The 24,884-nt window shown below is 58.1% G+C and carries 13 protein-coding genes; 5 read left to right on the top strand and 8 right to left on the bottom strand.

Annotation, left to right across the window (positions count from 1 at the left end):
• The first annotated feature begins 4 nt into the window (after window positions 1-4).
• Window positions 5-1,123: a VWA domain-containing protein gene (locus OHL20_RS16755; protein WP_263384322.1), complete on the top strand. Its 1,119-nt coding sequence runs from the start codon at window positions 5-7 to the stop codon at window positions 1,121-1,123.
• A 7-nt stretch (window positions 1,124-1,130) separates the two neighbouring features.
• Here OHL20_RS16755 and OHL20_RS16760 read toward each other — a convergent pair whose 3' ends face one another.
• The 8 genes from OHL20_RS16760 to OHL20_RS16795 all read right to left on the bottom strand — a co-directional run bounded on the left by OHL20_RS16760 (window position 1,131) and on the right by OHL20_RS16795 (window position 16,650).
• Window positions 1,131-2,708 carry a tannase/feruloyl esterase family alpha/beta hydrolase gene (locus OHL20_RS16760; RefSeq protein ID WP_263384323.1) on the bottom strand — a complete coding sequence of 526 codons (1,578 nt, stop codon included), beginning with the start codon at window positions 2,706-2,708 and terminating at the stop codon, window positions 1,131-1,133.
• Window positions 2,709-3,130: 422 nt separating this feature from the next.
• Window positions 3,131-5,395, bottom strand: coding sequence for a xanthine dehydrogenase family protein molybdopterin-binding subunit (locus tag OHL20_RS16765; protein ID WP_263384324.1), 2,265 nt, complete (start codon window positions 5,393-5,395; stop codon window positions 3,131-3,133).
• Window positions 5,392-6,405: an FAD binding domain-containing protein gene (locus tag OHL20_RS16770; RefSeq protein WP_263384325.1), complete on the bottom strand. Its 1,014-nt coding sequence runs from the start codon at window positions 6,403-6,405 to the stop codon at window positions 5,392-5,394. Before OHL20_RS16770 ends, OHL20_RS16765 begins: the two co-directional genes overlap by 4 nt.
• The gene (locus OHL20_RS16775; protein ID WP_263384326.1) at window positions 6,402-7,094 is read right to left on the bottom strand and encodes a 2Fe-2S iron-sulfur cluster-binding protein; all 693 of its coding nucleotides are present in this window, start codon (window positions 7,092-7,094) and stop codon (window positions 6,402-6,404) included. The genes OHL20_RS16770 and OHL20_RS16775 overlap by 4 nt, the downstream gene beginning before the upstream one ends.
• A gap of 200 nt (window positions 7,095-7,294) precedes the next feature.
• Window positions 7,295-8,401: a phosphatidylinositol-specific phospholipase C1-like protein gene (locus OHL20_RS16780; RefSeq protein WP_263384327.1), complete on the bottom strand. Its 1,107-nt coding sequence runs from the start codon at window positions 8,399-8,401 to the stop codon at window positions 7,295-7,297.
• Between the two features lie 11 nt (window positions 8,402-8,412).
• A complete protein-coding gene (locus OHL20_RS16785; RefSeq protein WP_263384328.1) occupies window positions 8,413-9,336 on the bottom strand; it encodes a metallophosphoesterase family protein in 924 nt (307 codons plus the stop codon).
• A 72-nt stretch (window positions 9,337-9,408) separates the two neighbouring features.
• Entirely contained in the window at window positions 9,409-12,954 is a 3,546-nt protein-coding gene (locus OHL20_RS16790) for a TonB-dependent receptor (protein WP_263384329.1), read from the bottom strand.
• Between the two features lie 222 nt (window positions 12,955-13,176).
• Window positions 13,177-16,650, bottom strand: coding sequence for a TonB-dependent receptor (locus tag OHL20_RS16795; RefSeq protein WP_263384330.1), 3,474 nt, complete (start codon window positions 16,648-16,650; stop codon window positions 13,177-13,179).
• Between the two features lie 199 nt (window positions 16,651-16,849).
• Between OHL20_RS16795 and OHL20_RS16800 the strand changes: the two genes are divergently transcribed.
• From OHL20_RS16800 to OHL20_RS16815, 4 genes are all read left to right on the top strand, one after another.
• Window positions 16,850-18,082 (top strand): DUF5009 domain-containing protein, encoded by a 1,233-nt coding sequence (locus OHL20_RS16800; protein WP_263384331.1) that lies wholly within the window; start codon window positions 16,850-16,852, stop codon window positions 18,080-18,082.
• A 213-nt stretch (window positions 18,083-18,295) separates the two neighbouring features.
• The gene (locus OHL20_RS16805) at window positions 18,296-19,504 is read left to right on the top strand and encodes an ROK family protein (protein ID WP_263384332.1); all 1,209 of its coding nucleotides are present in this window, start codon (window positions 18,296-18,298) and stop codon (window positions 19,502-19,504) included.
• A 339-nt stretch (window positions 19,505-19,843) separates the two neighbouring features.
• Window positions 19,844-23,122 (top strand): TonB-dependent receptor, encoded by a 3,279-nt coding sequence (locus OHL20_RS16810; RefSeq protein WP_263384333.1) that lies wholly within the window; start codon window positions 19,844-19,846, stop codon window positions 23,120-23,122.
• A gap of 727 nt (window positions 23,123-23,849) precedes the next feature.
• Window positions 23,850-24,851 (top strand): hypothetical protein, encoded by a 1,002-nt coding sequence (locus OHL20_RS16815; RefSeq protein ID WP_263384334.1) that lies wholly within the window; start codon window positions 23,850-23,852, stop codon window positions 24,849-24,851.
• The last annotated feature ends 33 nt before the right edge of the window (window positions 24,852-24,884 follow it).

Below are 24,884 nucleotides of genomic sequence, written 5' to 3' on the forward strand. Positions count from 1 at the left end.
TGTAATGGGTCTGCTGATGCTTGCGGTTTCGGTTGGGGCGATGGGGCAGGATGTGGAGCCGCAGGGGCCTGTGACAACCTTGTCGGTGCGTTCGAACCTGGTGCTGGTGCCGGCCTCGGTGCGAACGAAGAATGGCGAGCCGGTGTTTACGTTGAAGGCGGACGACTTCTTTGTGACCGATGACGGTGTGGAGCAGAAGGTCCGGCTTGAGGAAGATACCGGGGACCAGCCGCTGGCGCTGGTGGTCGTGGTTGAGATTGGGGACACGCCGGAGAGCAAGTTTGCAGCCTATGCGGACCTGGGTACGCTGCTGGATTCGATTGTGGGCGGAGTTCAGCACAAGGTCGCGGTGGTGGGGTTCGATAGCGATGCCGATGTGATCCAGCCCTTTACTGGCGATCTGGATAAGGTGGGGCACGCGTTGCAGACGATGGGGACGGGGGATGGTGGGGCGTCCACGCTTGATGGGTTGGTGATGGCGGTGGACCTGCTGAAGAAACAGCCGCCGACGTATCGCCGGGCGATTCTGCTGATCTCGGAGACGGTGGATCGCGGGAGCAAGGCGAAGCTGGCTACGGCTCTGCGGGCGGTGAGTGATACCAATACGGTGATCTACAGCCTTGGGTACTCAACGACGCGGGCTACGGTGAAGCATGAGGCGGAGCAGATGGGCGGGTCGAGTGAAGCGGGGCCGCCGCATGGGTGCATGGGGAAGTATCCGGATGTGGATCTTGAGGGAAACCCGCTGCCGCCGCGTGCTGATCTGAAGGGTCAGGGGTCTTCTGAGAACAACAAGGCCATCCAGGCGTATGACTGCCTGAGCACGCTGGCTCCGCCGTTACGACTGGCGAAGGCAGCGGTGTTTGCCGCGCTGAATGCGCTGAAGACGAATGTGCCGGAGGCTGCAGCGAAGATCAGCGGCGGCGAGTACTTCAAGGTCGAGGGCGATAAGCGGCTTCAGAAGGATATGGTGGCTATTTCGAATCGGCTGCCAAATCGTTACTTCCTTAGCTTTACCCCTACGGCTTCGCATCCAGGGCTTCATGCCATTGCGGTGCGGCTGCGCGAGGAGCGGGTTGGGGTGAAGGTGGAGGCTCGGAGTAGTTACTGGGAGAACAATTAGCTGATGTTCACTTTGCTTGGCTGCACGTGAAGCTGGCGGCAGTGTTCGGGTCGCCGGTGCCGTTGTACTTTGCGGATTGTGGGTAGGCGCAGAGGGGGCGGGTGAGGGTTGGGGGGCTGGTGCCGGGGGCGGCTTCGTAGTGGGTGGCGATGAGGGTTTCGGGTGGGGTGGAGGTTTGGACCCACTGCTCGAGGGCTAGGCTGATGTCGTGCTGCGGGTCGTCGGGGGTGGCGGAGGGGAACCAGCCGAACTGGCCAAATGAGGTCGCGCCGGGGCCTCCGGCGCAGTGCTGCATGCCAGGCACCATGTAGAGGCGGGTTGAGGCGTTGGCTTCGGGGGTTGCGGCGGTCATCTGGGTGACGTAGTCGATGGTGCCCGTGGCGGGGATCGCTGGGTCGTTCCAGCCGTGATAGAGGATGAGTTTGCCGCCGCGCGTGAAGAACGGTGTGAGGTTGGGGTCGGTGGCGTTGATGGCGGGTGCGCCGAGTTGCTGCGCCTTCTGGTAGGCGGCGTCTACGGTGACGGCTTTGAAGTCCCATGCCGGGTCGCTGTAGACCATGTTTGCGAAGAAGCCCTGGCCGTAGGAGAAGATGCCTGCCTGTCCAAGGGCTTTGCCGGTGATCCAGTCTGTCCAGCCGCCGGGTCCCGTCTCCGCGCCGGGGAGGTAGCCGGGCTCGATGGGCGAGCCATCTGCTGCGTGGGCTCCGGCATAGAGGGCTTGCAGGGTTTTGATCTGGGGACGGGTGAGGCAGGCGTTACCGTTGGCCTTCTTACAGAGGAGTTTGTTCGGGTCGAAGTGGCAGGTGCGGGGGTCGTTGAGGATGCCGTCTTTGAGGCCGTCGTTAGCGTCGCAGGCGTTAAGGACGGCGGCGCTGATGGCGGGGAGTTTCTCGGCGGGAATGTAGCTGGCGGGAGTAAGGGTGAAGGCTTTGGCGGAGGCGAGGGAGTTGGTGAGCAGGGCGGTCCAGTTGTAGGCGGGCGCTCCGGCGATGATGCCGTCGTAGTCGGCGGGGAAGCGCTGGGCTTCCATGAGGGCTTCGCGACCGCCGTCGGAGCAGGCGGCGAAGAAGGTGTGTTTGGCGGGTGTGCCGTAGAAGGATTGCAGGATGGCCTGCGAGGTGACGGTCATCTCGTGGATGGCGCGGTAGCCGAAGTCGATGACCTTCTCGGGATGGTGGAGGGCCCATGTGGCGTCGGTCGCGGAGCCGGTGTGGCCGGTGTCGGTGGCTGCGGTGGCGTAGCCCTGGTTGGCGGCGCGGGCGAGGCCGTTGCGGTCGATGGCTCCGGCGAAGCCTCCGTTGCCCTGACCCCGGAAGAGGCCGTTCCAGGTGAGGGGGAGCCAGATTTCCATCCTGATATCGGAATCGGCGGATGGTGTGAGCTGAGCGGTGACTCGGCAGAAGGGTGGAACGACCTTCGCGGCGGCTGGTATGTCGCCAGGGAGAGCCTGAGCTGGATCGATCGGTTCGGCGGTCAGGATCCTGGTGTTGGGAATGGTGAGGTGCAGGAGATTCGTGCAAGCTTCGGGTTTCTGGGCCTGGGCTGCGGCGGTGAGGATAGCGAAGGCGATAAGAAGCTTGTGCACGGCGAGTCTCCCGGTTGGTCTGTCATGGAGATTATCCGCTATAGCAGACGATTCTCTTCGAGTCGCCGTGTCCTATGGACTTCTTTTCAGTTTGAGTGTGGACTTTAAGTGTCTTGTTTGCTTCTACTTAGGTCCTGAGGTCTAGCTAAAGTACTCAATCGATTGCGGTTATGCGCAAAGTACTCATTCTAAACGGGTAACCATGCGGCATGACAAAGCCCCAGCTTCTGGCCGGGGCTCTATTACGCCTATTACTAGTATATCGGATCAGGTGGAACTAACCGGCCAACTTTTTTGACTTACTTTGAGAGGTAAGTTGCTCTTGTGAGGCAGGTTATGGGTTGCGGTACCAAGGGTGGGCTTGACAGATCTTTCGAAGACCGCGAAGCCTGAGTGACTTCGCGACCCCCTGTGGTTGGAAGTTATGCGTTCATGATCTTGTCTGGAGTGATGGGGAAGTCGCGGACTCGCTTGCCGGTGGCGTGGTAGATGGCGTTTGCTACGGCAGCAGCGGCTCCAGTGATGCCGATCTCGCCTACGCCGCGTGCGCCGAGTGGGCTGAACTTGGCGTCGGGGATGCCGACCACAGTGACGTCGATGGTGCCGATGTCGGCGTTGACGGGGACGTGATATTCGGCGAGGTTTTCGTTGACGGTGCGGCCGTAGATGGGGTCAATATGCGTCTCCTCGTGGAGGGCTGTGCTGATGCCCCAGACGATACCGCCGACCAGTTGATGGGTGCCGGTCTTCTGGTTCATGAGGATGCCGATGTCGTAGCAGGCTACGACGCGGCGGACCTTGACCATGTGGGTGTCCTTATCAACAGCCACTTCGACGAAGACGGCTCCGAAGGACTGCGGGGTATAGGCAGTCTTGTCTTCGACTGCCTCTGCGCTGCCCATGGCTTCTACCGGCTTGCCGCCGTTGCGGGTGAGGATCGCTTGAATGCTTTCGGATTTGTCGGGTGCGGCCTTGGCGAAGAGCTTGCCATCTTTGACATCCATCTCACCAGCGTTGATGCCATGAAGAGGGGACTGCGTATCGGCCTTGGCGAGTTCGCCCAGCTTCAGTTTGGCCTGCATGGCGGCTGCCTGGATGGCAGGACCGATGCTGGCGGCGGATTGTGAACCTCCGGAGACGGGCGCTTTGGGGAGGGTGGAGTCACCTAGTTCGGCGGTAATTTGCTTGGGGTCGAGACCGAGGTAGTGGGCGGCGGTGTCGGCCATGATGGTGTAGGTTCCGGTGCCGAGATCCTGCGAGCCGACGCCTACGTAGCCGCGACCGTCTGGCAGGTACTTGCATATCGCCATGGCCGCGGAACGATTGGCTCCGTACGTGGCGGTGGCCATACCCCAGCCGATTAGATTGTTGCCTTCGGGGGTAGCGGCTACCTGGTTGGGGCGTTTGGACCAGCCGAACTGGTCGGCGGCTTTGGTGTAGGCCTCGCGGAGATGCTTGCTGGTGAAGGGGCGATCTTTGCCGGGGTCACGCTCCGCGTAGTTGGCGAGGCGGAGGTCGAGGGGGTCCATCTTGAGCTTCCACGCCAACTCGTCCAGGGCGCACTCGAGCGCTGCTGTGCCGGTGGCTTCGCCGGGGGCTCGCTGGAAGGTGGCTACGCCGAGGTTAACGTCGACGAGACGATGGCTGGTGACGTTCGACTCGCTGTTGTAGAGGAGACGGGTCTGCATTGCGGATGGCTCGGTGAAGTCCTCCATGACGGAGGTGTGCATGATGACCTTGTGCTCGATGGCGGTAAGTTTACCGTCTGGCATGGCGCCGAGCCTGATCGTCTGGATGGTGGTGGGGCGGGCACCGACGGGTCCGAACATCTGGGTGCGGTCCATCGAGAGCTTGACGGGGCGATTGACCACCTTCGCGGCCATGGCACAGAGGATGACGTGTGACCAGGTGGAGCCTTTGCTGCCGAAGCCTCCGCCGGTGTATGGGCACTGGACGTGGACGTTGTCGAGGGGGATGCCGAGGTTCTTGGCGAGCGCCATCTTGACGCCGGTAATGTATTGCGTGGAGTCGTAGACGTGGAGTTTATCGCCTTCCCAGGAGGCGATGGTGGCGTGGGGCTCCATGGGGTTGTGATTCTGAATAGGCGTGGTGTAGGTGGTGTCGACCTTGACGGCTGCCTTGGCGAGACCGGCTTGCAGGTTGCCACGGGTCTCATCCGCAGGCTCGCGACCGGGCTGCTTGGGGGGGCGAGCTTCCGAGAGACGACCCTTGAAGTCAAGCTTGGCGGGCTGCTGTTTGTAGGTGATCTTGAGGAGGCTGGCGGCGTAGCGGGCGCGGTCGAGGGTCTCGGCGACGACGACGGCGATTGGTTGACCGTTATACCAAACGTCAGGCTCCTGAAGCGTGGTGATGTGGCGGCTGGCGGGTGGGTTGGTCTTGGCCTTTGGAAGCTTCGGTGCGTTGAAGGGGGTCAGGATGGCAAGGACACCGGGGGCTTTGGCGGCTGCGGCCTGATCGATTGCGGTGATGCTGCCGTTGGGGATGGTGCTCTGGACGATCCATGCGTAGGCAGGATTCTTTACGGTGAACTCCGCGGCGTACTTTGCCTTGCCGGTGACCTTGGCGCGGCCATCGTAGCGCTCGGTGAGTTGCTTTGTGTTGGGCTTGGGTTCTTCCTCCTGCAACAACGCTGTGTCGAGGATTTCTTCTATTCCTGGTGTGATCATGCCTGGACTCCTTGCGCGGCGACGGTGAGGGCGCGGATGATGCTCTGTTTGGCTAGCTCGACTTTGAAAGCATTGTGCTCGTAGCCTTTGGCTCCGGTGAGCGCGATATCGGCGACCTTCTTGAAGGCCTCGGGTCCGGGTGTTGCGCCGGTGAGGGACTTTTCGGCTTCGATGGAGCGCCAGGGCTTGTGGGCTACACCGCCGAGAGCAAGACCGGCGGACTTGATGGTGCTGCCATTCATCTCAAGGCCTGCGGCTACGGACACGAGGGCGAAGGCGTAGCTGTTGCGGTCGCGCGCCTTGAGGTAGTGCGAGTTTTTCGCGAACTTTGCAGGGGGTAGCTCGACAGAGAGGATGAGTTCGTCGGGCTTGAGGTTGGTGTCGAGTTGTGGCGTGTTGCCGGGGAGGCGGTGGAAGTCGGCGAAAGGGATGCTCCGCTTGCCTTTTGGACCCTGTACATGGACCGTTGCGCCGAGTGCGGCCATGGCTACGTTCATGTCCGAGGGATTGGTGGCGATGCAGGTCTCGGGGCTGGTTGCGCCGTGGTCGCTCTGGCCGAGGATGGCGTGGATGCGATTGAAACCGTTGATCGCTGCACAGCCGCTGCCCGGCTTGCGCTTATTGCAGGCGGGAAAGGCGACGTCGGTGAAGTAGTAGCAGCGCGTTCGCTGGAGGAGGTTGCCGCCGGTGGTGGCCATGTTGCGGAGTTGCGGGGAGGCTCCGCTGAGAAGGGCTTCGGAGAGCAGGGGGTAGTTGGTCTTGACGAGTTCGTGATTGGCCAGATCGCTGTTGCGAACGAGGGCGCCGATGAGCAGGCCGCCTGTTGGGGTAGCGGCAACCTGGGCAAGGTCGAGATGGGTTATGTCGATGAGCAGGGAAGGGTGCTCGACTTCATCCTTCATGAGGTCGATGAGATTGGTGCCGCCACCGAGGAATTTGGCTCCGGGAGCGGTTACAGCGTGGATGGCTGCGTCGGGCGCGGTGGCGCGCTGATAGGCGAAGGGATTCATGCTTGCACTCCTGCCGCGGCACGGACGGCGGCGACAATGTTGGGGTAGGCTCCGCAGCGGCAGATGTTACCGCTCATGCGCTCGCGAATTTCGTCGTCAGTAAGCGAGGGGTTGCTGGTCTTGCCGGTCTCGAAGCTGACGCGGCTGAGTTCGCCCTTCTTCTGCTCGTCGAGGAGCGCGACGGCGGAGCAGATCTGGCCGGGGGTGCAGTAGCCGCACTGGAAGCCATCGTGCTCGAGGAAGGCAGCCTGGACCGGGTGGAGGGTGTCGTCCTGGGCGAGGCCTTCGATGGTGGTGATCTTTGCTCCGGCGGCAGCGGCGGCGAGGGTGAGGCAGGAGTTGACGCGGCGACCGTCGAGGAGGACGGTGCAGGCTCCGCATTGTCCGTGGTCGCAGCCCTTTTTGCTTCCAGTGAGATCGAGATGCTCGCGGAGGGCGTCGAGGAGGCTGGTGCGGGTGTCGAGCGAGATGGTGTGCGGTGTGCCGTTGATGTCGAGGATGAGGTCGGCCATCTGGGGCGCTACGGTGTGTGGTGTCTCGGCTATTGCAAGCTCAGGAAGGCCAACTGTGGCCGCTGCTGAGAGCACGCCGGCTGCTTGTACAAAGGTGCGTCGGGAGAACGTATCGGACGCGGGTGCTTTTGTTTCTTCGAGTTCGCTTTCGGGTTCAGACAACAGGGGGATGCTCATGCGTATTTCCTCTGTGAAACAGCTTTGCGTTGTGGGAGGGACAGATCACTCTGAGTGAGTAGACGCATGTGCGCTGGCAGGAGATGTACCTCGGTGTAGCGTCAGGGGGTAAGCGTGTGATGGTATGAAATTTCGCGAGCCTGCACGATGAAAAGGCCCCACGAGGGGCCTTTCGATCGCTGCAATTGCTGGAGGCCGAACTAATTCGCAGATTGCTGCTTGAGGATGCAGTCTTGCGGTGCGTTGATGGGGTTGCATCGAGCGACTTCGCTGTTGGGAAGGGCGACCGAGAAATGGCCGGCCCAGCGTGCGGGCTCGTTGGCAGGGTAGTCGGTTGAGAGCATCTGGGCACCGCTGGCCATCATGGCGTCGCGCTGGGTGGTGTCGTTGGTGCGCGCCTGCTTGGTGTCGGCATCCGTGCGAGCGCGGATGAGGTAGCCCTGGCGGACGAGCGCGGTGATGTCTGCTGCGGGGCCTTCGTTGCGTTCGATGAATGCGGCGTCGGGTTGGCCGGGTTGCGCGTTGGTGAACAGGACGCGGCCGCGCAAGGAGGGGTGACCGGCGAGATAGAGCGGACCTACGGCGCGCTGGTCGAGGAGGAAGACGACCTTGCCGCGGGCGCTGTCAAGTGTGGGCCAGGCATGGGCGAGGACGGCTTCGTTGAGCGTTTGATGGCTGCCGCGAACGTTGTCAGGGGTGATGAGTTCCGTGGCTGGGAAGACGGAGCGAATCTCGGCGTCGAGGGCATCGAAGGTGGCGGCGGTGAAGGGCTCGGGGACGGTGAGCTTTGCGTTTTTTGGGGTGCCCTCTTTGGTCTCGACAAGGATGAAGATGGGGATGTGGTCGGGGTGTGCGTGAGACCAGGTGCGGACCTGCTCGAGGCATGCGATGAAGGGCTGGCAGGTGCTGCGGTAGTCGACATCCTGGACGTGCATGACCTTGAGGCCGGGCTTGAGCATGAGGCCGTTCGGGTCGGGATCGGGGTCGGCTGGCAGGTTCATGGCGGCGGCCATGCCAGGGCCGGCGGGGTGTGCGTAGCGGCCACCCTTGGTGTCGGCGAAGATATCAAGCTCAATCTGACGCACGCCTGCGTCAAACTGCACGGGCAGCGGCGGATGCTGGTAGTCGAGGCCAAGGAAGGAATCGGCATACTTCGCCTGCCATACTTTGCTTTCGTTGGGCGAGATGCCCGCGTGGTAGCTGTTGTGGGTGCCGATGACCTGGATCTGATTGAGGCGGAGTACAGCGTCAGGTGCCTGGGCGGAGGCTGCGGTGAGGAGGGCGAGGGTCGCGACGGCGAGGCGCATGGAGTCCTTGTCTAGCTGCGGTACGGCTTGCTGTAGTGAGTGGACCAGTCGACGAGGTCTTCGTTCATGAAGCGATAGGCGCCGGATCGGCGGTTGACCTCGAGGAGCATGTACGCGTTGGGGTCGTAGCGGGTGGCGGCCATGCCAATGTGCTGGGGACCGTATGTGTGGGCGAAGTCGAGCCATTTGTGGACGTGGCCGGAGACGACGAGCTGGATGGTGTCCTTGTGGCGGCGAAGGATTGGCTGAAGGCCGAAGTCGCTGAACTCGGTGGCCTGGGTCATCATCAGGGGGTAGTGAACGAAGACGTAGGTGGGCTTGTGCTGGTTGAGCTGATCTTCGAACCAGTGCAGCTGCTCTTCGCCGAAGGAGCCGAGGCCTGGGTTGAAGTCCTTGGCAGCGTTGTCCTGGGTGCTGCCGAGGAAGTTGTTGAGGTGCACGAACTTGACGTCTTTATAGTCAAACGCATAGTAGGGTTTGGTGTTGAACTTGGCCGCGAAGAGCCGATGGCTCATCTCGCGGGGAACTTTTCTCACATCGTAGTCGTGGTTGCCAAAGCCAATGTGGACAGGGGCTTTGAAGCCGTCCGTGATGACCTTCGCGTTATCCAGCCGGGTGCGATTCTTGAAGTAGAAGTCGTAGTCTGTCGAGGGATAGTTATGGAAGTAGTCGCCGATGAGGAAGACCTGTTCGATCTGCGGGGTGAGGGAGTTGATGAGATCGCGGGCCGAGGTGAGGCGTGGGGTCGTCAGGAGGATGGACTCGTTATCTTCAACGCCGTTCTCACTGCCTTTGACGTAGAAGTCGTCGATGATGTGCGGGTCTGCGATGAGCGCGATGTAGAAGATGTCAGGCGAGTGCTGGGCATGCTGAGCCCAGAGTGAGCGCGTGAGTAAGGATGCGGTGGCGAGCGTGGTGAAGGTGCGGCGGTCCATGGGGCTCCTTGTATGGAGAAAGGACGAGGGCGCCACCCGATGAGCAGCGCCCCTGTTTCTTACGGTTCCAGTTTAGAAGATGATCTTGCCGGCGAACTGGAGGACACGGGCGGGGAAGGTGCTTGCCGCGGTGACAACACCGAAGCTGGTTGAGGTGGGGCTGAAGGTGGTGCTTGCCGGGAGGGCGTAGTTGACCTTGTTGAGGACGTTGAAGGCTTCGGCGCGGAAGTCGAAGTGGATGCCGTCACGATAGATGGCGAACTGTTTGTGGAGGCCGAGGTCGAGCTGGTAGAAGGGGTCGAAGCGGACTGAGTTTCTTCCGGCGCTTCCATACTCCTGGTTCGAGGTAGGGAGAGAGAAAGCGGCGAGATTGAAGGCGTTCAGACCCTGGTTGCCGGCAGTCTTGGTGCGCTGGGACTTGGGCAGAACAGCGTTGTTGGCGATCTGATTGGGGCGCTGGTTAAGGATGGTGGAGCCAGACTGGAAGCTGTTCGGAGAATAGATTACGTTGACGGGCTGGCCGGAGTTGGCATCGTTGATGACGGTGAGTTGCCAGCCGCCGAGGGCCTCTTGAAGAGCAAGAGGAGCCGTTGCGCCGAAGCTGCGGCCTTTGCCGTAGGGGAGATCATAGACGACGGAGAGGGTGTCGTTCAGTGGTTGATTGTAGCCAGAGACGCCGCGCTCGCCGAGAGAGTTCTGGAGGTTGATGCGTGAATTATCGCCGCCGCTGGTATCGAGGTGACCGCTTGCGTTGTCGATGGCTCGTGAGTAGGTGAAGGAGTTGAGGATGTAGAGACCGTGACCGGTGCGGTGCTCAAACTTTGTCTGCAGGCCGTTGTAGGAGAGGAAGCCCTGCGGCAGGGTCTCTTCGATGGTGGTGAAGCTCTGGACGGGTCGACGCTGCGCGAGTGTGAGGCATCCGCTGGTGACGGTCGTGTTGCAGGTTGCGGTGACGGCGTTGGGTACGGACTGGTTGTAGTCGCCGAGGACCTGGAGCTTGACGCCGTGCTCTCCTACATAGGCGATCTCGAGGGTGCTCGAGGGACCTAGCTCACGCTGAACGGTGAGATGGAAGCTCTGGACGTAGCCGGTGGGGAGATTCCTGGGGATGTAGCGCGCCTGGGTGTTGAGGTTGCTTTTCGCGGTGACGTTGGCCGGGCTGGTGAAGCCGGTAGGGTAACCCTGCGAGGAGGTGCGGAAGCAGGGGTTGGGGTTCGCCGGTGAGTAAGGTGCAGAAACCTGGGCGGAGGTGCAGACGGCCTGGAGGGCCTGGCTTCCCGTGACAGCGGGGTCTGCGTTGATAGGAGCCTGCACGATATTGGTGTTGACCACGTTGGGGAGATTGTAGACGAGGAGGTTCTCGCCGCCTTCGCGGTTGAATTGAGCAAAGCCCAGGCCGTAGCCGGCACGGACGACGGTCTTGTTGTCGATGGAGTAGGCGAGACCGACGCGTGGGGCGAAGTCAAGCTTGGGCATGTTGACGAGAGCGCGGTTGTAGAGTGAACCGGGCGACGCCGTAATGAGGGAGTTGGTGGTGGGGTCGAAGTTTGCGAGGAGATTGCTGGACTCCCATTGGGGAGTGACGAGCTCGTAGCGAAGTCCGGCGTTGAGGGTGAGTTTGGACGAGACGCGGATGTCGTCCTGAAAGTAGAAGTAGTGCATGCGCTGGTTGAGATGAGCGATCTGGAGATTATTGAGCTGATAGCTATCCCGTGCTCCGAAGAGGAAGTCGGAGAGGGAGACGGCCTCGCGGGTTCCTGTGTCTGCGCCTGAGAGAGCGGCGGAGGTGTTGACGTTGGTCGTGTTGTTGACGGTAGTGCCGTTGAAGCTGAATCCACCGTTGTAGGTGTCCTGACCGTAGACGGGATTGAAGTCGTTATCGGTCGTATAGATCGCCTGGTACTCATAACCGATCTTGTAGGTGCTTCGGCCGTGAATGTAGGTGAGGTTGAGCTTGGGGTTATAGAGGTAAGGGTTCTGGAACTGAGGGTTCGAACCGAGATTGCCGAACTGTGAGTAGAGATTGACGCTTTGTACATTGAGGCTGCGGACTGCGAGCGGACTTGTGGGAAGGCCGGGGATGCCGGTCTCCAGCGAGGGAAGATTCGCGCCATAGGGGCTCTTGCCGCCGTCGGTGCGGGTGAAGGCAAAGCGGGCGTCCAAAATCATGTTCTGGGTAAAGGTATGGGTGATGCCATCAGCGATCTGCTGATTGAAGATGCTGACGTAGCCGTTGCTGTTTCCACCTGCTGGACCCTGAATGTTGGGCGGCGAGAAGATGTTGCCCTCGTGCTGAGAGTAGCGGACGAAGGCGGTGGTTTTATTGCCGAAGACGCCGTCGACGCGGACGTCGCCCTTGTCGTCCTTGATGGTGTCGGAGGGAAGGGAGGCGTAGTTGTTGGCAAGCGGGCTGCCGGGAACGTTGGGTGCGGGGAGTGCGGCGAGGATGCCCTTCGCAAAGCTGGAGACGGAGGGATCGTTGAAGGGGACGACGCCATTAGCGTAGATCTGGCCGGTGATGGGATTGCGAATGGAGACGCCAGCACCGGAGTCGGCTCCCGAGGCAGCGCGCAGGAAGGTATAGCCGCCATTGCTCTTGGCGAGGGCGCTGGTGCCGTTCTGGTTGGCGGTCGGGACGGTGGCCTGCAGGAGGGCATGAACGATCTGGCGCGTGCCTTCGTAGTCACCGAAGAAGAAAAATTTGTCTTTCTTGATGGGGCCGCCGAGAGTGGCGCCAAACTGATTGCGGATAAGGATGGGCTTCTGTGGTGCGCCGGTGAGGGTGTTGGTCGGCGGGGTGAAGGGTCCGATGGCGTTGAAGACGGTGTTGCGGATGTAGTCGTAGGCCTTACCGTGGAAGGCGTTTGAGCCGGAGCGGATGGAGACGTTGACGACTGCGCCGGCAGATCGGCCGTACTCGGCGGAGTAATTGTCGGTCTGAACCTTGAACTCGGAGATGGCATCAGGGGATGGCGGGATGGCCTGATTGGAGAAGCCCTGGTTTGAGGTGCCATAGGCATTGTTGTCTACGCCGTCGAGGAGAAAGTTGTTGAACTCGGAGCGCTGGCCGTTGACGTTGAAGCTGGCGTCGCGGCTTGAGTCGGAGCCGCTTTCAAGCGCGTTCCGGCGGACGCCGGGGACGAGGGCCGCCAGATCGGCGTAGGCGCGCCCATTGAGTGGAAGGTTCTCGACCTCGCGGGTGCCGATGACCTGACCGCGTTCGGAAGAGTCTGTCTCAAGGATGGCAGCGGCGGAGGAGACGGTGACGACGTCGGTCGTGGAGCCGATTTTGACCGCGACGTCGACGCGCTGATGGGCATTGACCTGGACGGTAAAGGGCTCGGTCTTGCTGGCATCGAAGCCGGAGGCGGTAACCTGGACGTCGTACTGGCCGATCTTGACGTCGGTGAATTGATATGCGCCCTGGTCGTTGGTCTGGACGGTTTTCTGGTCCTTGGTCTGCTCGTTGACGAGAGTGACTTTGGCGTTGGGTACGAAGGCCCCGGAGGCGTCACGGACGTAGCCGAGGACAACGGCGGTTTCAAACTGAGCGTGCAGAAAGAGGGGCGCGGCGCAGATGAGGGCCGCTACAGAAATCTTACAAAGAATGTGTTTCACTGGTTCTCCAAAGGGATTGCCGTTCAGGAATGTGCTGATCGCAATGCAGGCGTTGCGAAACATTGGGGTAAGTCTCCACGGTAGTGCAGGTTTATGTATGCCAGATTGCAGTCAGGTTACAGTTCTGCACTGTGGCGCGAGCGGGGGCGTCCTCTGGAGCGACCAGATGTCCTTCGACCCTGCCTGGAGATTAACGCGGAACTGCTGGAAGGATGCACTGGGTCAGAAGGATATTTTGACGCCTGCCTGCAGAACTCGCGCTCCTCCCACACCGTTTACGTTGCCTACCCCGCTGCCGAGTGTTCCGGTGATCTTGCCGAGATTTGATCCAAGCGTAGAATTCGGCAGACCGAATGCGGGAGTGTTGGTCATGTTGAATGCATCGAAGCGCGCTTCCAGCGCCGACTCGCGAAAGATGGGGAAGCTCTTGAAGAGTGACAGGTTATCCGAGAAGTAGCCCGGGCCACGGAACTGGTTGCGCTGGGTATTCCCGATGGCACACGGGACTGGATTTGCAGCGGAGTAGGCAACGCACGCTGCTGGCGCTGCGAATGAAGAGGGATCGAACCAGGTTGTGTTGGCTGCCCCACTTACGCTGTGGTTTACGCGATACGGATTGACTTGATTGACGGTCTGAGTGGTGCCTGGTGTGGCGCTCGTTGTCGTGATGGTGAAGGGTAGACCGGACAATGCTGAGATGATCGCTGACGTCCTCCAACCGCCTAATACGTAGGAGGAGATTCCGGAATTAAAGTGTTGGTGGCCCCTTCCGGCTGGCAACTCGTAAGTGATGGTCTGCTCGTAGTTCAAGGTTCTGTCGAAGTCCGCAAGGTTATAGTTGCGACGAATGTTGCCGCTGTAAAAGAGCAGATTGCCATCCTGAGCACCAGTCTGATAGTTCTGCGCCTTGCCCCACGTGACAGCAGAAGCGAAGGCGATTCCTTTGGAGAAGCGGCGCTTCAGTTCAATCTGCAACGATTGATAGTTCGTCGAGAAGCCCTGAAAGAACTGGGTGACTGCAGCGGTCTTGCCGAAGGCTATGTTGAGAGGATCGTAGGCAGCACTCTGTCCGTAGACGGTTGGTTGGTTGATGTTCTGTGCGACATCGATCCGCGTGCCGTGGTTGGCAACATAGGCGATCTGGAGGGACATATCGAGTGGAAGAGCCTGCTGTATCGCCGCGTTCCAAGAGGAGACAGACGCGTTTTTAAAGTTGAGGGGAATGTAAAGGTTAGCCAGCCCGATCGTGCCGTTCGCGGCGCTTTCGGTGATCGTTCCGTTCGCTCCGAAGACGGCCGTTGGCGTTGCCGGTATGCCTGTGGAGTAATTGACGACACCTCCGGCGGGGTTTAGAGCAGCTCCGTATGTCGGTGTGTTCGTGTAGAAGGTGCTTGTCTTAATGGGGTAGTTATAGGCATAGGTGTTATCTACAAAAGGAACATAGCTTACGCCAAAACCGGCGCGTACGACTGTCGCATCGGTGACGCGGTAGGAGGCTCCGAGCCGGGGAGCGAAGTTCTTATAATCCGTCTGCATGCCGAGGTTGGACGGGTTGCCGTTCAGGCCGGCTACGACCAACTGATTGTTGGATGGGTTGTAGTTGACGAAGCCGCCTGCCTTGCGCGGTGTTGCGGGCGGATAGAGTTCGTAGCGCAGTCCAATATCGAGGGTCAGCTTGGGGGTGGCCTGCCACTTGTCGGAGGCAAAGAAGAACAGCCATGTCTGACGGTACGCGGGAAAGGTGCTGTTTGTATCCTGACCAACCTGGTTGGGAACGCCGAATAACACGCTGGCAATATCGTTGGCTTGCCCGGTGACCGAGCCATTGAATGCTGTGGCACCTGGGGCTGAGGTCTGGTTTTCGCTGAAGTAGTATTGGCCCGCCGCCGCGTTGTTATTGCCCTGCAGAAGGTCGTCGCGAACGCGGCGGATGTCTGCACCTCCCTTGAGGGTGTGGTTGCCTAGGATCTTGGTCCAATTATTTGCAAAGTCAATATTAGATTCCGCGCGAAGCCAAGGCAGGGATGCCGAATAACCAATGAGAGGGGACGAGAAATTATTGACCGAAAATGCGACCTGCCCGCTGCTGGTGATGACGTTGTTGGTGCCGTTTGGGCCGTTGCCGGGGATACCCAGCGTTCTGGCATCATTGGTTCCGTAGTCTGTCTGTTGCGCCGAGTTGCGCAGGTGAGCGATGCCGACGCGAGCTTCGGTCAACAGGGTAGGCGAGAAGACATGCCCGTAGTTGAAACCTGTGCTGTACGCCGTCGCGATGCCGGTCGCTTCAAATCCTCCGCCAGCCGGTCCGCCGAGGAACGAACCAAACAGAGGTGCCTGATACGTGTCCGTTTTCTGATGGCTAAAGCGTCCGCTCAGATGATCTTTGGCCGTGATCGTGTAGTCCGACTTGATGTCGTAGCTGATGGAATCCTTGCTGAAGGGTGAGTTTTGCGAGAAGTTGTTGGTTGTCTTACCGGCGATGTAGGCAGCAGATGCCAGATTTTGTTTGGGATCTCTTGCTACTGTGTCGAGCGCCTGTAGAACAGTGAGCCCGACCTTGGTGATGCCGGGGTTGGTGAGTGGAATGAGATTGCCGCTGAAGGGAGTACGCCCAGTGCCGCAGGCTGGTGCCGTGCCGCCACTCGTGCAATTGGTTGTGTTTCCGGTGTTGGGATCGTAGACCTGTCCGGAATAACCGCTGAGGTTCAGGTTTCCATTGACTACGTTGTAGAACGGAATGTTGGCGTTGACGGTCGAGGCTTCATGATCGGAGACGCGAAGAAAGTCACCGAAGAAGAACAATTTGTTCTTGAGAACGGGTCCACCAATCGAGCCACCTGTGTAGTTATAGACCAGGCGACCATTGGGGCCGGTGGCAAAGAAGTTACGTGCGTTGACGCCGTTGTTCTCCATGTTCTGGAAGACCGATCCATGGAACGAGTTGGTGCCGGACTTGAGCGTCACGTTGACGACGGTACCGACGGCGCGGCCAAACTCTGCTTCAAAGTTGTTCGTCGTTATGTCAACATTTCCGATAGCAGCGGCCGGCGGGACGAGGATGATGTGGATGCCCGTCCGCTGATCGTCGTCAATACCTTCAATCTGATACAGGTTGACATAAGAAGACTGTCCATTGGCGTTCACGGAAAGGTCGTTGTTGGCGTTGTAGAACTGCGAGTTGTTGAAGACGACCGGTGCCATTCCAGGCACTGTGTTTAGCAGCGATTGGAAGTTGTTACCACTGCTCAGAGGAAGGTCGGCGATCTGTCGCTGCTCTATGGTGGTGGAGATGTCGGCACGATCTGTCTGGAGAAGGGGCGGGGCGGTTGTGACGAGTACTGTCTCGGTGGTGCTGCCCGTGGTGAGGCTTACGTCGAGGCGTGTCGTCGTATTCGTGAGGAGCGTGATATTCTCGCGCGCCTCTTTCTTGAAGCCCGGAGCAACGATGGTGATGGTATAGGTGCCCGGGGGAAGATTCGGCTCGGTAAAATTGCCGCTCTCGTTTGTGACTGAGTTGTGTACCGAGCTTTGGCCTGTAAGTACGATCGTGACGGCAGCATTGGCGACACTCGCTCCCGTGGGGTCGGTTACCGAGCCGACAATGGTACCGCTGACTGCCTGGGCCAGGAGAAAGCCCGTGACGAAAAAGAGAGAGGCCCCTAAGGCAAATTTCAAGTACAAGTGATACAGACGCATGAGACCCTCCGGAACGGCGACGAGTAAAGCTAAGTACATTGAGCAAGAGCAACCTACTCGCATTGAGGTATCCCGGTCAATCGTCAGAATGAGATGAGGCGAGGTTACGTTCAGGGGCTCCTCTCGGAATTCATCACACGTCTTGCTCGGACCATCAACAAGCAGTCTCAATAATCAGAACAGAACGGAAGATGATTTCATGACCAATGGCGAACCGGCGTTGTCGACAGGGATAGCGGGTCAAACGACCAGTACAAGAGTGGCGTCGATCGACGTCTTCCGCGGTCTGACGATGGCGGTCATGATCTTCGTCAATGCGTTGAGCAGTGTGAAGGGCATGCCCTGGTGGACTGAGCACGCGCCCGGGAATGTCGACGTCATGACCTACGTCGACATGGTCTTTCCGTTTTTCCTCTTCATTCTGGGAGTGTCGATGCCCATTGCTGTCACGCAGCGCTTGAAGCGTAATCCCTCTGAGCCGCAGCTTTGGGCTCACATCCTGCTTCGCTCGCTCAGCCTCATCGTTCTCGGTTACGTTATCGCCAATGCGGAGAAGGCAGATATGAGGCTTATGCCACTCAGCGGAGGTCTTTGGGCGTTTCTGGCTCTACTCAGTGCGTCTCTCTACCTCAATGTCTATCCCAAGTCGGAGCGATTTACGAGACTATTCGTTGTGCTGAAGTATGCCGGTCTGATCGGATTAGTTATCCTGCTCGGCCTCTTCCGTCGCTTGTCCCATGGTCATGCAGCGTGGCTGGATCCGTCTTACCCTGAGATCCTCGGCCTTATCGGTTTCTCCTACGTTGCGAGCTCTATCCTTTACGTTCCGACGCGGCGGTGGCCATGGGCCGCTGTTGCATGGTTTACGATCATGATCACCTTCTGTTCGCTTTCAGCCGCTAAGGTTATTGCGTTCCCGGGCAGGCTGCCGCTATACCTGTGGCCGTTCGGCAATGGAGCCATGCCGGCCATCATCATGGCAGGTGTGGTCACATCGTCCATTTTCCTCCAAGCAGCGTCGGAAAAGAAGACACGTCGCGCCATGTTGACCGGCGGCGGCTTTGCTCTTACTCTGCTGCTTCTCGGCTTGCTTCTTACGCCGCTCGGCATCTCAAAGATTCGTGCGACGCCTACATGGTGTCTTTATAGCGCGGGCGCGGCTGTGCTGCTCTTTACCGTCCTCTACTGGCTCTGTGATGTACGGGGAAAGACAGCCTGGGCCGACTTCGTTCGGCCTGCAGGCGCAAACACACTACTTACATATCTGCTCCCTGATCTCTGGTACTTTATCTTTCTTGCTTTGGGCTTTGCCTATTTGGATACGCACCTGAACGCGGGGCTGCCTGGTGTCTTGAAGACAGTCTGCTTCACCGCGCTCATGCTCTGGTTCGCGCGATTACTGACGCGCGCAAAGATTCGGTTACAGATTTAGAGGACCGACTACCTGTAATCTCCTGAATCATTTCGCAACTTGAGGCTATGCGCAACAAGGGCTCATCCAAAGTGCGAGCAATGATGAACGACGGCGTAGCCCCAGTACGGTTTCACTCTAATTTTGTATGATGCAGACACACTACCGCATCGAGTTTTTTGAACCACCTGAACGCTTCAGCAAACAGCTTTATACCGAGGTGGACTAAATAGCATGGCAAGATCATCCATTCCCGTGGGTCGACCATCCGTGCTGCGTCATGCTAATGCCTTGCATGTGCTCAGGCTTCTGCGGGAGTGCCGCGCCTGCTCCCGAGCGGATTTAGTGAGAAGCTCCAGCCTGAGCGCGCCTACCATCACCAATGTAGTGAACGATCTCCTCTCCGCCAATCTTATTGAGCCACTGGGTGGTGGCGAATCGAGCGGCGGCCGTCCACCGGACATGATTCGGTTCAAGGCGGAGCGAGGCTGTGCCCTTGCCATCGATATAACCGCATCATTCATCTCTCTTCTACTGACCGATCTGGATGGGGAAGAGATCATTCTCGATAGCATCTCGCTTCTCGGACGTCGGACGACGCCCGCAGCAATCTGTTCCCTCATCAGCACTAAGGTAAACGCTCTACTCCGCAGAGAGAACAAAAAAACGGGCGACGTGTTGGTAGCTGTCGTTGGCGTACCATCCATCACGAATGTTGATGAAGGGATAGTCCTGTCGATCAGCACACTTGAAAACTGGCGTTCTGTCCCACTCGGAAAGATGTTGACGAAGGCGCTACGGTGTCGGGTAATCATCGAAAACGATACCAACCTTGCAGCTCTTGGTGAGCGCTATAAGGGAGCTGCACAGGGAGAAGAAAACTTCATCCTCATCAGCATCGGTCCGTCTATGGGTTCCGGCATTATTCTCAACGGGGAACTTCATCATGGTTCGCAATGGTCAGCGGGTGAAATAGGGTATCTGCGCCTGCCGAACGTCTCGAAGAGCTATCCCGCGATCCATTCGTTTGGAGAACTTGAGACCCTGGTCAGCGAGCAGGGAATCGTAGAAAGCTGGGAGAGAGCAACTCGTCGAAGGTTATCGCAGAAGACTGTGCGAGCACTCGATGCCGTAGCAATTTTTGAGCTTGCGGCCGGCGGTGACGCGCAAGCAAAGAAGGTCATCCAGGCTCGTGCTGGGATGGTCGCCGATATTATCGTGAACATATCCCTCATCCTGAACCCTGGCCTGATCCTGCTCGGGGGAACACTAGGCAGTCATCCATTGCTGCTGAAGCTTGTGCGTGAGCGACTAAGAGAGAGTGAGTTCGGCATTATGAAAATCGGCCAAAGTGTCCTGGGCAGTTCCGCGACGCTCTGGGGGGGGGTTGCGCTTGCCCTTGAGGTCATCCCATCTGTTCTGCTGCCGAAGCCTGTTCACTGAGTGTTCAAGTTTTATCGGACGCAAGATGGCGTAAGAGGCGGCGTGATGCTGGTAAGTTCTGTACGAAGCCGCTTCGTCGTCAATGGATTTGCCAGGGATCCTACTAAAAACTGAGCTGACATAGAACGTTTACTGAAGCTCTTGCACACTGTTTGCGCGCTTTTTTAACATACCTTTCTCGAGAAATGCGCAACGAGCAGCCCGAGGTGTTCAAAATTCATCTTGTGTTCTTTCGCTTCTGTCTGTATTTTTCTCACTAACAATCTTTCTAAACTTAGCTTAGTAACTTCCGCTTTGAACGAACGCCACTGCGGTCGAAGCGATTGGTATGGAGGCAATATGAGCAAACGTCATCTGTTTCGAGCTTGTCTAGCTGTTCTTTGCCTGAGTCTGTTTGCTACTCTCAACTCGCCACTCTGGGCCCAGACGATTACCGGTGCCGTCACTGGTTCTGTAACCGATGCGACAGGTGCCGTCATACCGGGAGCGTCAGTTGTCGCTACCAATGTGGACACTGGTGTCGCTACCTCCACGCAGAGCAATCAGAGTGGCATATACACCATTCGTTTTCTCCAGATAGGACGCTACCGGGTGAATGTTGCTGCGCCGGGTTTCGGGAAGCAGTCCACCAGTAACTTCGCCCTTGAGGTGGCCCAGGAGGCGCGCATCGACATCAAGCTGTCGATTGAATCCGCCAACCAGACTGTCGAAGTGACCAATACCGCGCCCATTCTCAATAGCGAGAACCCGACGACGGGCGACACCATCACTGCACAGCAAGCAACGGAGCTTCCACTCCAGGCTCGTAACTTTTCTTCGCTGACTACGCTTGTTGCTGGTGCTGTCGCGCCCAATCCCACCGCCCAGAATAACGTTGGTCGCAGCGGCTATAACGGTGGTTTCTTCGTGAATGGCAATCGGGAACAATCGAATAATTACACGTTGGACGGTGCCGACATCAACGAGGCCATCGACAACTACATTGGCTACAGCCCCAATGTCGACGCCATTGGCGAACTCAAGATCATCACGGGCAACGCCACCGCCGAATACGGTAACGCAAACGGTGGCCAGGTTGTTATGGTCACGAAGAGCGGCACGAACGCCCTGCACGGAAATGCCTTCTGGTTCCTCGAGAACACCAACCTGAATGCCAATAGTTGGACCAACAAGCACACTCCAGACCCTGCCGACTTTGGTGCTGTTCCTTCGCTTGACCGCAGCATCTTTGGCGGTACGCTCGGCGGTCCGATCATCCGTGACCGGCTCTTTTTCTTCGTGGACTATCAGGGAGCGCGCCAGCACAACAACACCACTGAGTTCCGCTCGGTTGCTACTGCAGCCATGCGCGCCGGCTTTGCTCCAACGCTAAAGACCACAGTGCAGATCTCCAACCCCGCCGCGGCTTATCTCTTCGCTCATCCGGAACTGTACCCGCTGCCGAATGTGCCGACCACGGATCCTAATGGGATCGTCCGTAACTATCGTGGAAACAATGCTCAGGCAACGAAGAACGATCAAGGCGACTTCAAAATCGACGCTAAGATCACCGCTCGCGATAGTATTTCGGGGCGCTTCTCACTTGGCCGCGAATACGACGGATATAGCAAGGTCACGCTGCCCACGGATATCCCATCGAATAACTCCGATCCCTACACAGGCTTCATTACGAACTGGACGCACGTCTTCTCCTCCAGTGTTGTCAACGAGGCCCGAGCAGGTTGGGGCCGCACGCGCTACACCAATCTCGCAGCTGACGTAGCCGGCCAACTTGGCCTAACAGGTAACCAGAAGCTTGGCATTCCTGGAACACAGGTCGCACCTGGCATATCCACCCTCGATGTCTCCGTGTCGAACGTCGATTCGATCGGTGGTGGTGCAGGCGGATATGCTGGCGTTCAGTCCGACAGCATTGTTAATGCGTTTACCTACGGTGACAACGTGAGTTGGTCGCTTAATCGTCACTCGCTCAAGTTCGGTGCACAGGCGATCCGGTATCAGGCTAACCGTAACTACTCTGGCAACGATGGCGCTCTTGGCTTCTTCAAGTACACGGGGCAGGCGACCGGAGATGCATGGGCGGACTTTCTTGAGAACGATGCATTCAACTTCGGCCAAGGATCCTATGCCGACGAGTGGGGCCAGCGCCAATGGCGCGACGCCGTCTTCTTTCAGGACGACTGGAAGCTAAGCTCTAACCTCACCATCAACCTCGGTATCCGCTGGGAGTGGGATCAGCCTCTTTACGAAGTCAATAACAAAGAGGCGAACATTAATCTGGTCACAGGAGCTATTCAATTCGCAGGGGTGAACGGGAACAGCCGAGGCCTTTACAACAACTTTTGGAACGGCTATATGCCTCGTGTTGGCTTTGCTTACAGTCCTCCTGACTTAGGTGGCCGCTTCGTCGTACGCGGTGGCTACGGCATCACCAACTTCCTTGAAGGTACAGGAGCCAACCTCCGCCTTACCCTCAATCCACCCTTCTTTACAGATTCCTCTGGACAGTCCGACGGCCTGACCTACTACAAAACGCAGAATGGTTTTCCTCGTCCTACGAACACCTCCACCTACTCGGGCAATGTCCGCGCATGGGATCCTCACCTCAAGCCCGCACTCATCCAGCAATTCAACCTCACCACAGAGACCCAGCTTAACAACTCTACGTCGCTCGTCATCGCCTACCTCGGCCAGGCCGGAAATCACCTCGTGGATCCACGCGAAGCAAACCAGAAGCTCTGCCCGACCTGTCCTCTGCCGGTCTCTACGCTCCCAGGCCTGTCTGCCGTCTCGCAAGTTAGCCTTACCGAGTCGGAGTCAATGATGAACTACAACGCCCTCCAGATTACTGGGCGTCATCGTCTCAGCCATGGACTTGAATTTCTCACCAATTACACCTGGAGCAAATCCCTCACCAACAATCTGGGCTACTACGGTGCTGGTGGTGGCGCGGCGGCCTCGCAGAGCGCTTACTGGCAGAACTCCTATAACGGTGGTCAGGATTATGGCCCCGCTTTCTTCGACGCCACCCACATCTTCTCCTTCTCTGGTTACTACGATCTACCTTTTGGTCGCGGCCATACCTTTGGGGCAAACATGAATCGCGCGCTCGACGAAGTTGTAGGCGGATGGAAGCTCGGTGCTGTAGCCAGCCTCCACACTGGTCTTCCTATTACGACGATGTCGACCGAGTTCTACGCTGTTAACCAACGTACCGATCGCGCAAACAACTACCGCAAACTCGTCATTCGCAATCGCACCGTCGACAAGTGGTTCGGCTCCGACCCTTCTGCGACTCCCTGTCTCAATGGTGCAAACGCCAGCGCGAATGACAACGGCACCTGCGCTTATGGAGAAGAGACCAATACGGGACTCGGCACTGCAGCCGTCGGCTCTGAGCGGGCTCCTGGCTACAAGGATCTCGATATGGCGGCCAGCAAGGCCTTTACGATTGTTGGAGAAAAGCAGCTCGCCTTCCGCGCTGACTTCTTCAATATCCTTAACACTGCAAGTCTGGCCCCTCCTAGTAATAACGTTTCCGCCCCTAACTTCGGACAGATTACCAGCACCGTCTCCACCGAGCGTCAGATCCAGTTAGCACTCAAACTGACCTTCTGATTCGAAGGCACGAACTATTTCATTCAGCAGCACAGGAGCTACTACAGCCCCTGTGCTGTCTTTTTTCACTTGAACTTAATTAAACGTGGTGGCCTGATAGTAGCGATGTGAACCTTCGGGATCGATCCCGAATAGAAGTCTCATTGCTGCAAATGTCTGTATCACAGGAAGAGACTATCTACTAAATGTGTGGTGTGTCCGCTGTGACTAGACGCACGGATACGCTGTAAAGGTAGATCAAAAATTGAGCATACCTGTGGTTACCGAGGTATAGGGTCAATTTATTAACCTAAAAATTTATTGACCTTGCATGAGGTTGCCCCTATTATTTGCCAACGATTAATTCAGCTAATTGTTGTGCTTTGGAAGGGGTTCCTTGGGCCCGGCAAATCTCTGTCCTTATGTGGGGTGCACGAGCGCGGTAGCGTACGCTGGCGAAGCGTCTTCGTGTGTCTGTGAGCTTCGTCTTCCCCTTTCGACCTGCCTTGCATGCGGAATGCAAAACCGTCTCGGGGCATTGTTTTGCAGGCGATGCAGGGCGCAATCAAGTCATGGCGAATTGAATCTGCCAGACTTGGATAAGGTTGATCCGCACTTCACAGTGTTACCGGGAGATTTTCGTCGCGGGCCTTTATTCCTGCATAGTTCGTTATATGCCGTTAGTACGGACGGAACACTGCAGGGCATTTCGTTGAGGGACAATGCGGCGGTCCGGACGCTGGGCAGGATGGATCCTGCATCAGCCTTCAATCAGTCCGTGATGGTGAAAGTGCTACCCAAAGGCAGCACGCAGCCGGGTTGGACCTATGTTGGGATTAGTCCGCAAAAGGTGGAGGCAATTTCCCTAGTCACTGGAGAGGGGAAGGTGCTCTACGAAGTGACCGTCGGCGGAGAGATTGCAGTGAACTCAGTGAGTTCCGGGACGCGATTTCGCGGTGTTGCTGCGACTGGACACCTCTTCTTATTTGCGGAACGTGCAGGAGCAGATCAGATATCCCTTGTTGTATGCGGATTTTCAGGGAAGCTTCCCATCGAACGACCGATGACCATCGATGGCACAGTAGTGATGGGGCCGGTGTTGTCGGATGAGTTGGTGGCTCTCTGCAGTCCCCAAGCGGTCGGTATCTACGACCTGAGAAATAAGAAGTCAGTACAGATGCAGCTTCCTTCCAGCTTTGAGCCACTGCTTGTCCGGAAGCAAGGCGGTCTCCATCTTCCGTTGGGTAGCATTCCGTTGAGTGCGGTGCGCGGGGCAGCTGGCCTTGAGGCATGGATTGGGGGCGAAGAGTATGGCATTCCGGGATTTCTAATTGCTGAGGTCGAACTCAAGCGGTGGCGGTTTGAGCGGACGCCCCGAGAGGCTACGGTATCGAACAATCTTGACGGTACGCTCTGCGTTGCTGCAGAAGATGAGATCCGGATACTGGGCACAAAGAAGTGGAAGAGCGACAAGGTGAGTCTACAAGCTGGAATGCCTGCGACGGTCACTGAAGAATTCCTGCTCGCTTTCGAGGAAAGCGGTCGGTTGGGACGCCATCACCTGTCCCTCTCTAAGAGAGGTCGGGGAACCGTTGGCTCGCTTACTTTTGAGGATCCGGAATGCCGGGGTGAGACGATCTGCGGGACCTCTGTTAGTAGCAGCAGCGTGGGCGTAGCGTATCTTTTGCCCGGCATTGATAAAGGATTGAAGGTAGCTCACTGGGATCTCGAACAAACCACTCAGGCGTGACCTACCTAGGCGTTCGCAACTATAAGAATAAGG

Origin of the sequence: Granulicella arctica (assembly GCF_025685605.1) — a bacterium.
In the GTDB taxonomy this organism is placed as follows: domain Bacteria; phylum Acidobacteriota; class Terriglobia; order Terriglobales; family Acidobacteriaceae; genus Edaphobacter; species Edaphobacter arcticus.

Coding starts and splice junctions, on each gene's coding strand:
- OHL20_RS16755 (WP_263384322.1), top strand. CDS start 5: ATGGGTCTGCTGATGCTTGCGGTTTCGGTTGGGGCGATGGGGCAGGAT.
- OHL20_RS16765 (WP_263384324.1), bottom strand. CDS start 5,395: ATGATCACACCAGGAATAGAAGAAATCCTCGACACAGCGTTGTTGCAG.
- OHL20_RS16770 (WP_263384325.1), bottom strand. CDS start 6,405: ATGAATCCCTTCGCCTATCAGCGCGCCACCGCGCCCGACGCAGCCATC.
- OHL20_RS16775 (WP_263384326.1), bottom strand. CDS start 7,094: ATGAGCATCCCCCTGTTGTCTGAACCCGAAAGCGAACTCGAAGAAACA.
- OHL20_RS16780 (WP_263384327.1), bottom strand. CDS start 8,401: ATGCGCCTCGCCGTCGCGACCCTCGCCCTCCTCACCGCAGCCTCCGCC.
- OHL20_RS16785 (WP_263384328.1), bottom strand. CDS start 9,336: ATGGACCGCCGCACCTTCACCACGCTCGCCACCGCATCCTTACTCACG.
- OHL20_RS16795 (WP_263384330.1), bottom strand. CDS start 16,650: ATGCGTCTGTATCACTTGTACTTGAAATTTGCCTTAGGGGCCTCTCTC.
- OHL20_RS16800 (WP_263384331.1), top strand. CDS start 16,850: ATGACCAATGGCGAACCGGCGTTGTCGACAGGGATAGCGGGTCAAACG.
- OHL20_RS16805 (WP_263384332.1), top strand. CDS start 18,296: ATGGCAAGATCATCCATTCCCGTGGGTCGACCATCCGTGCTGCGTCAT.
- OHL20_RS16810 (WP_263384333.1), top strand. CDS start 19,844: ATGAGCAAACGTCATCTGTTTCGAGCTTGTCTAGCTGTTCTTTGCCTG.
- OHL20_RS16815 (WP_263384334.1), top strand. CDS start 23,850: ATGGATCCTGCATCAGCCTTCAATCAGTCCGTGATGGTGAAAGTGCTA.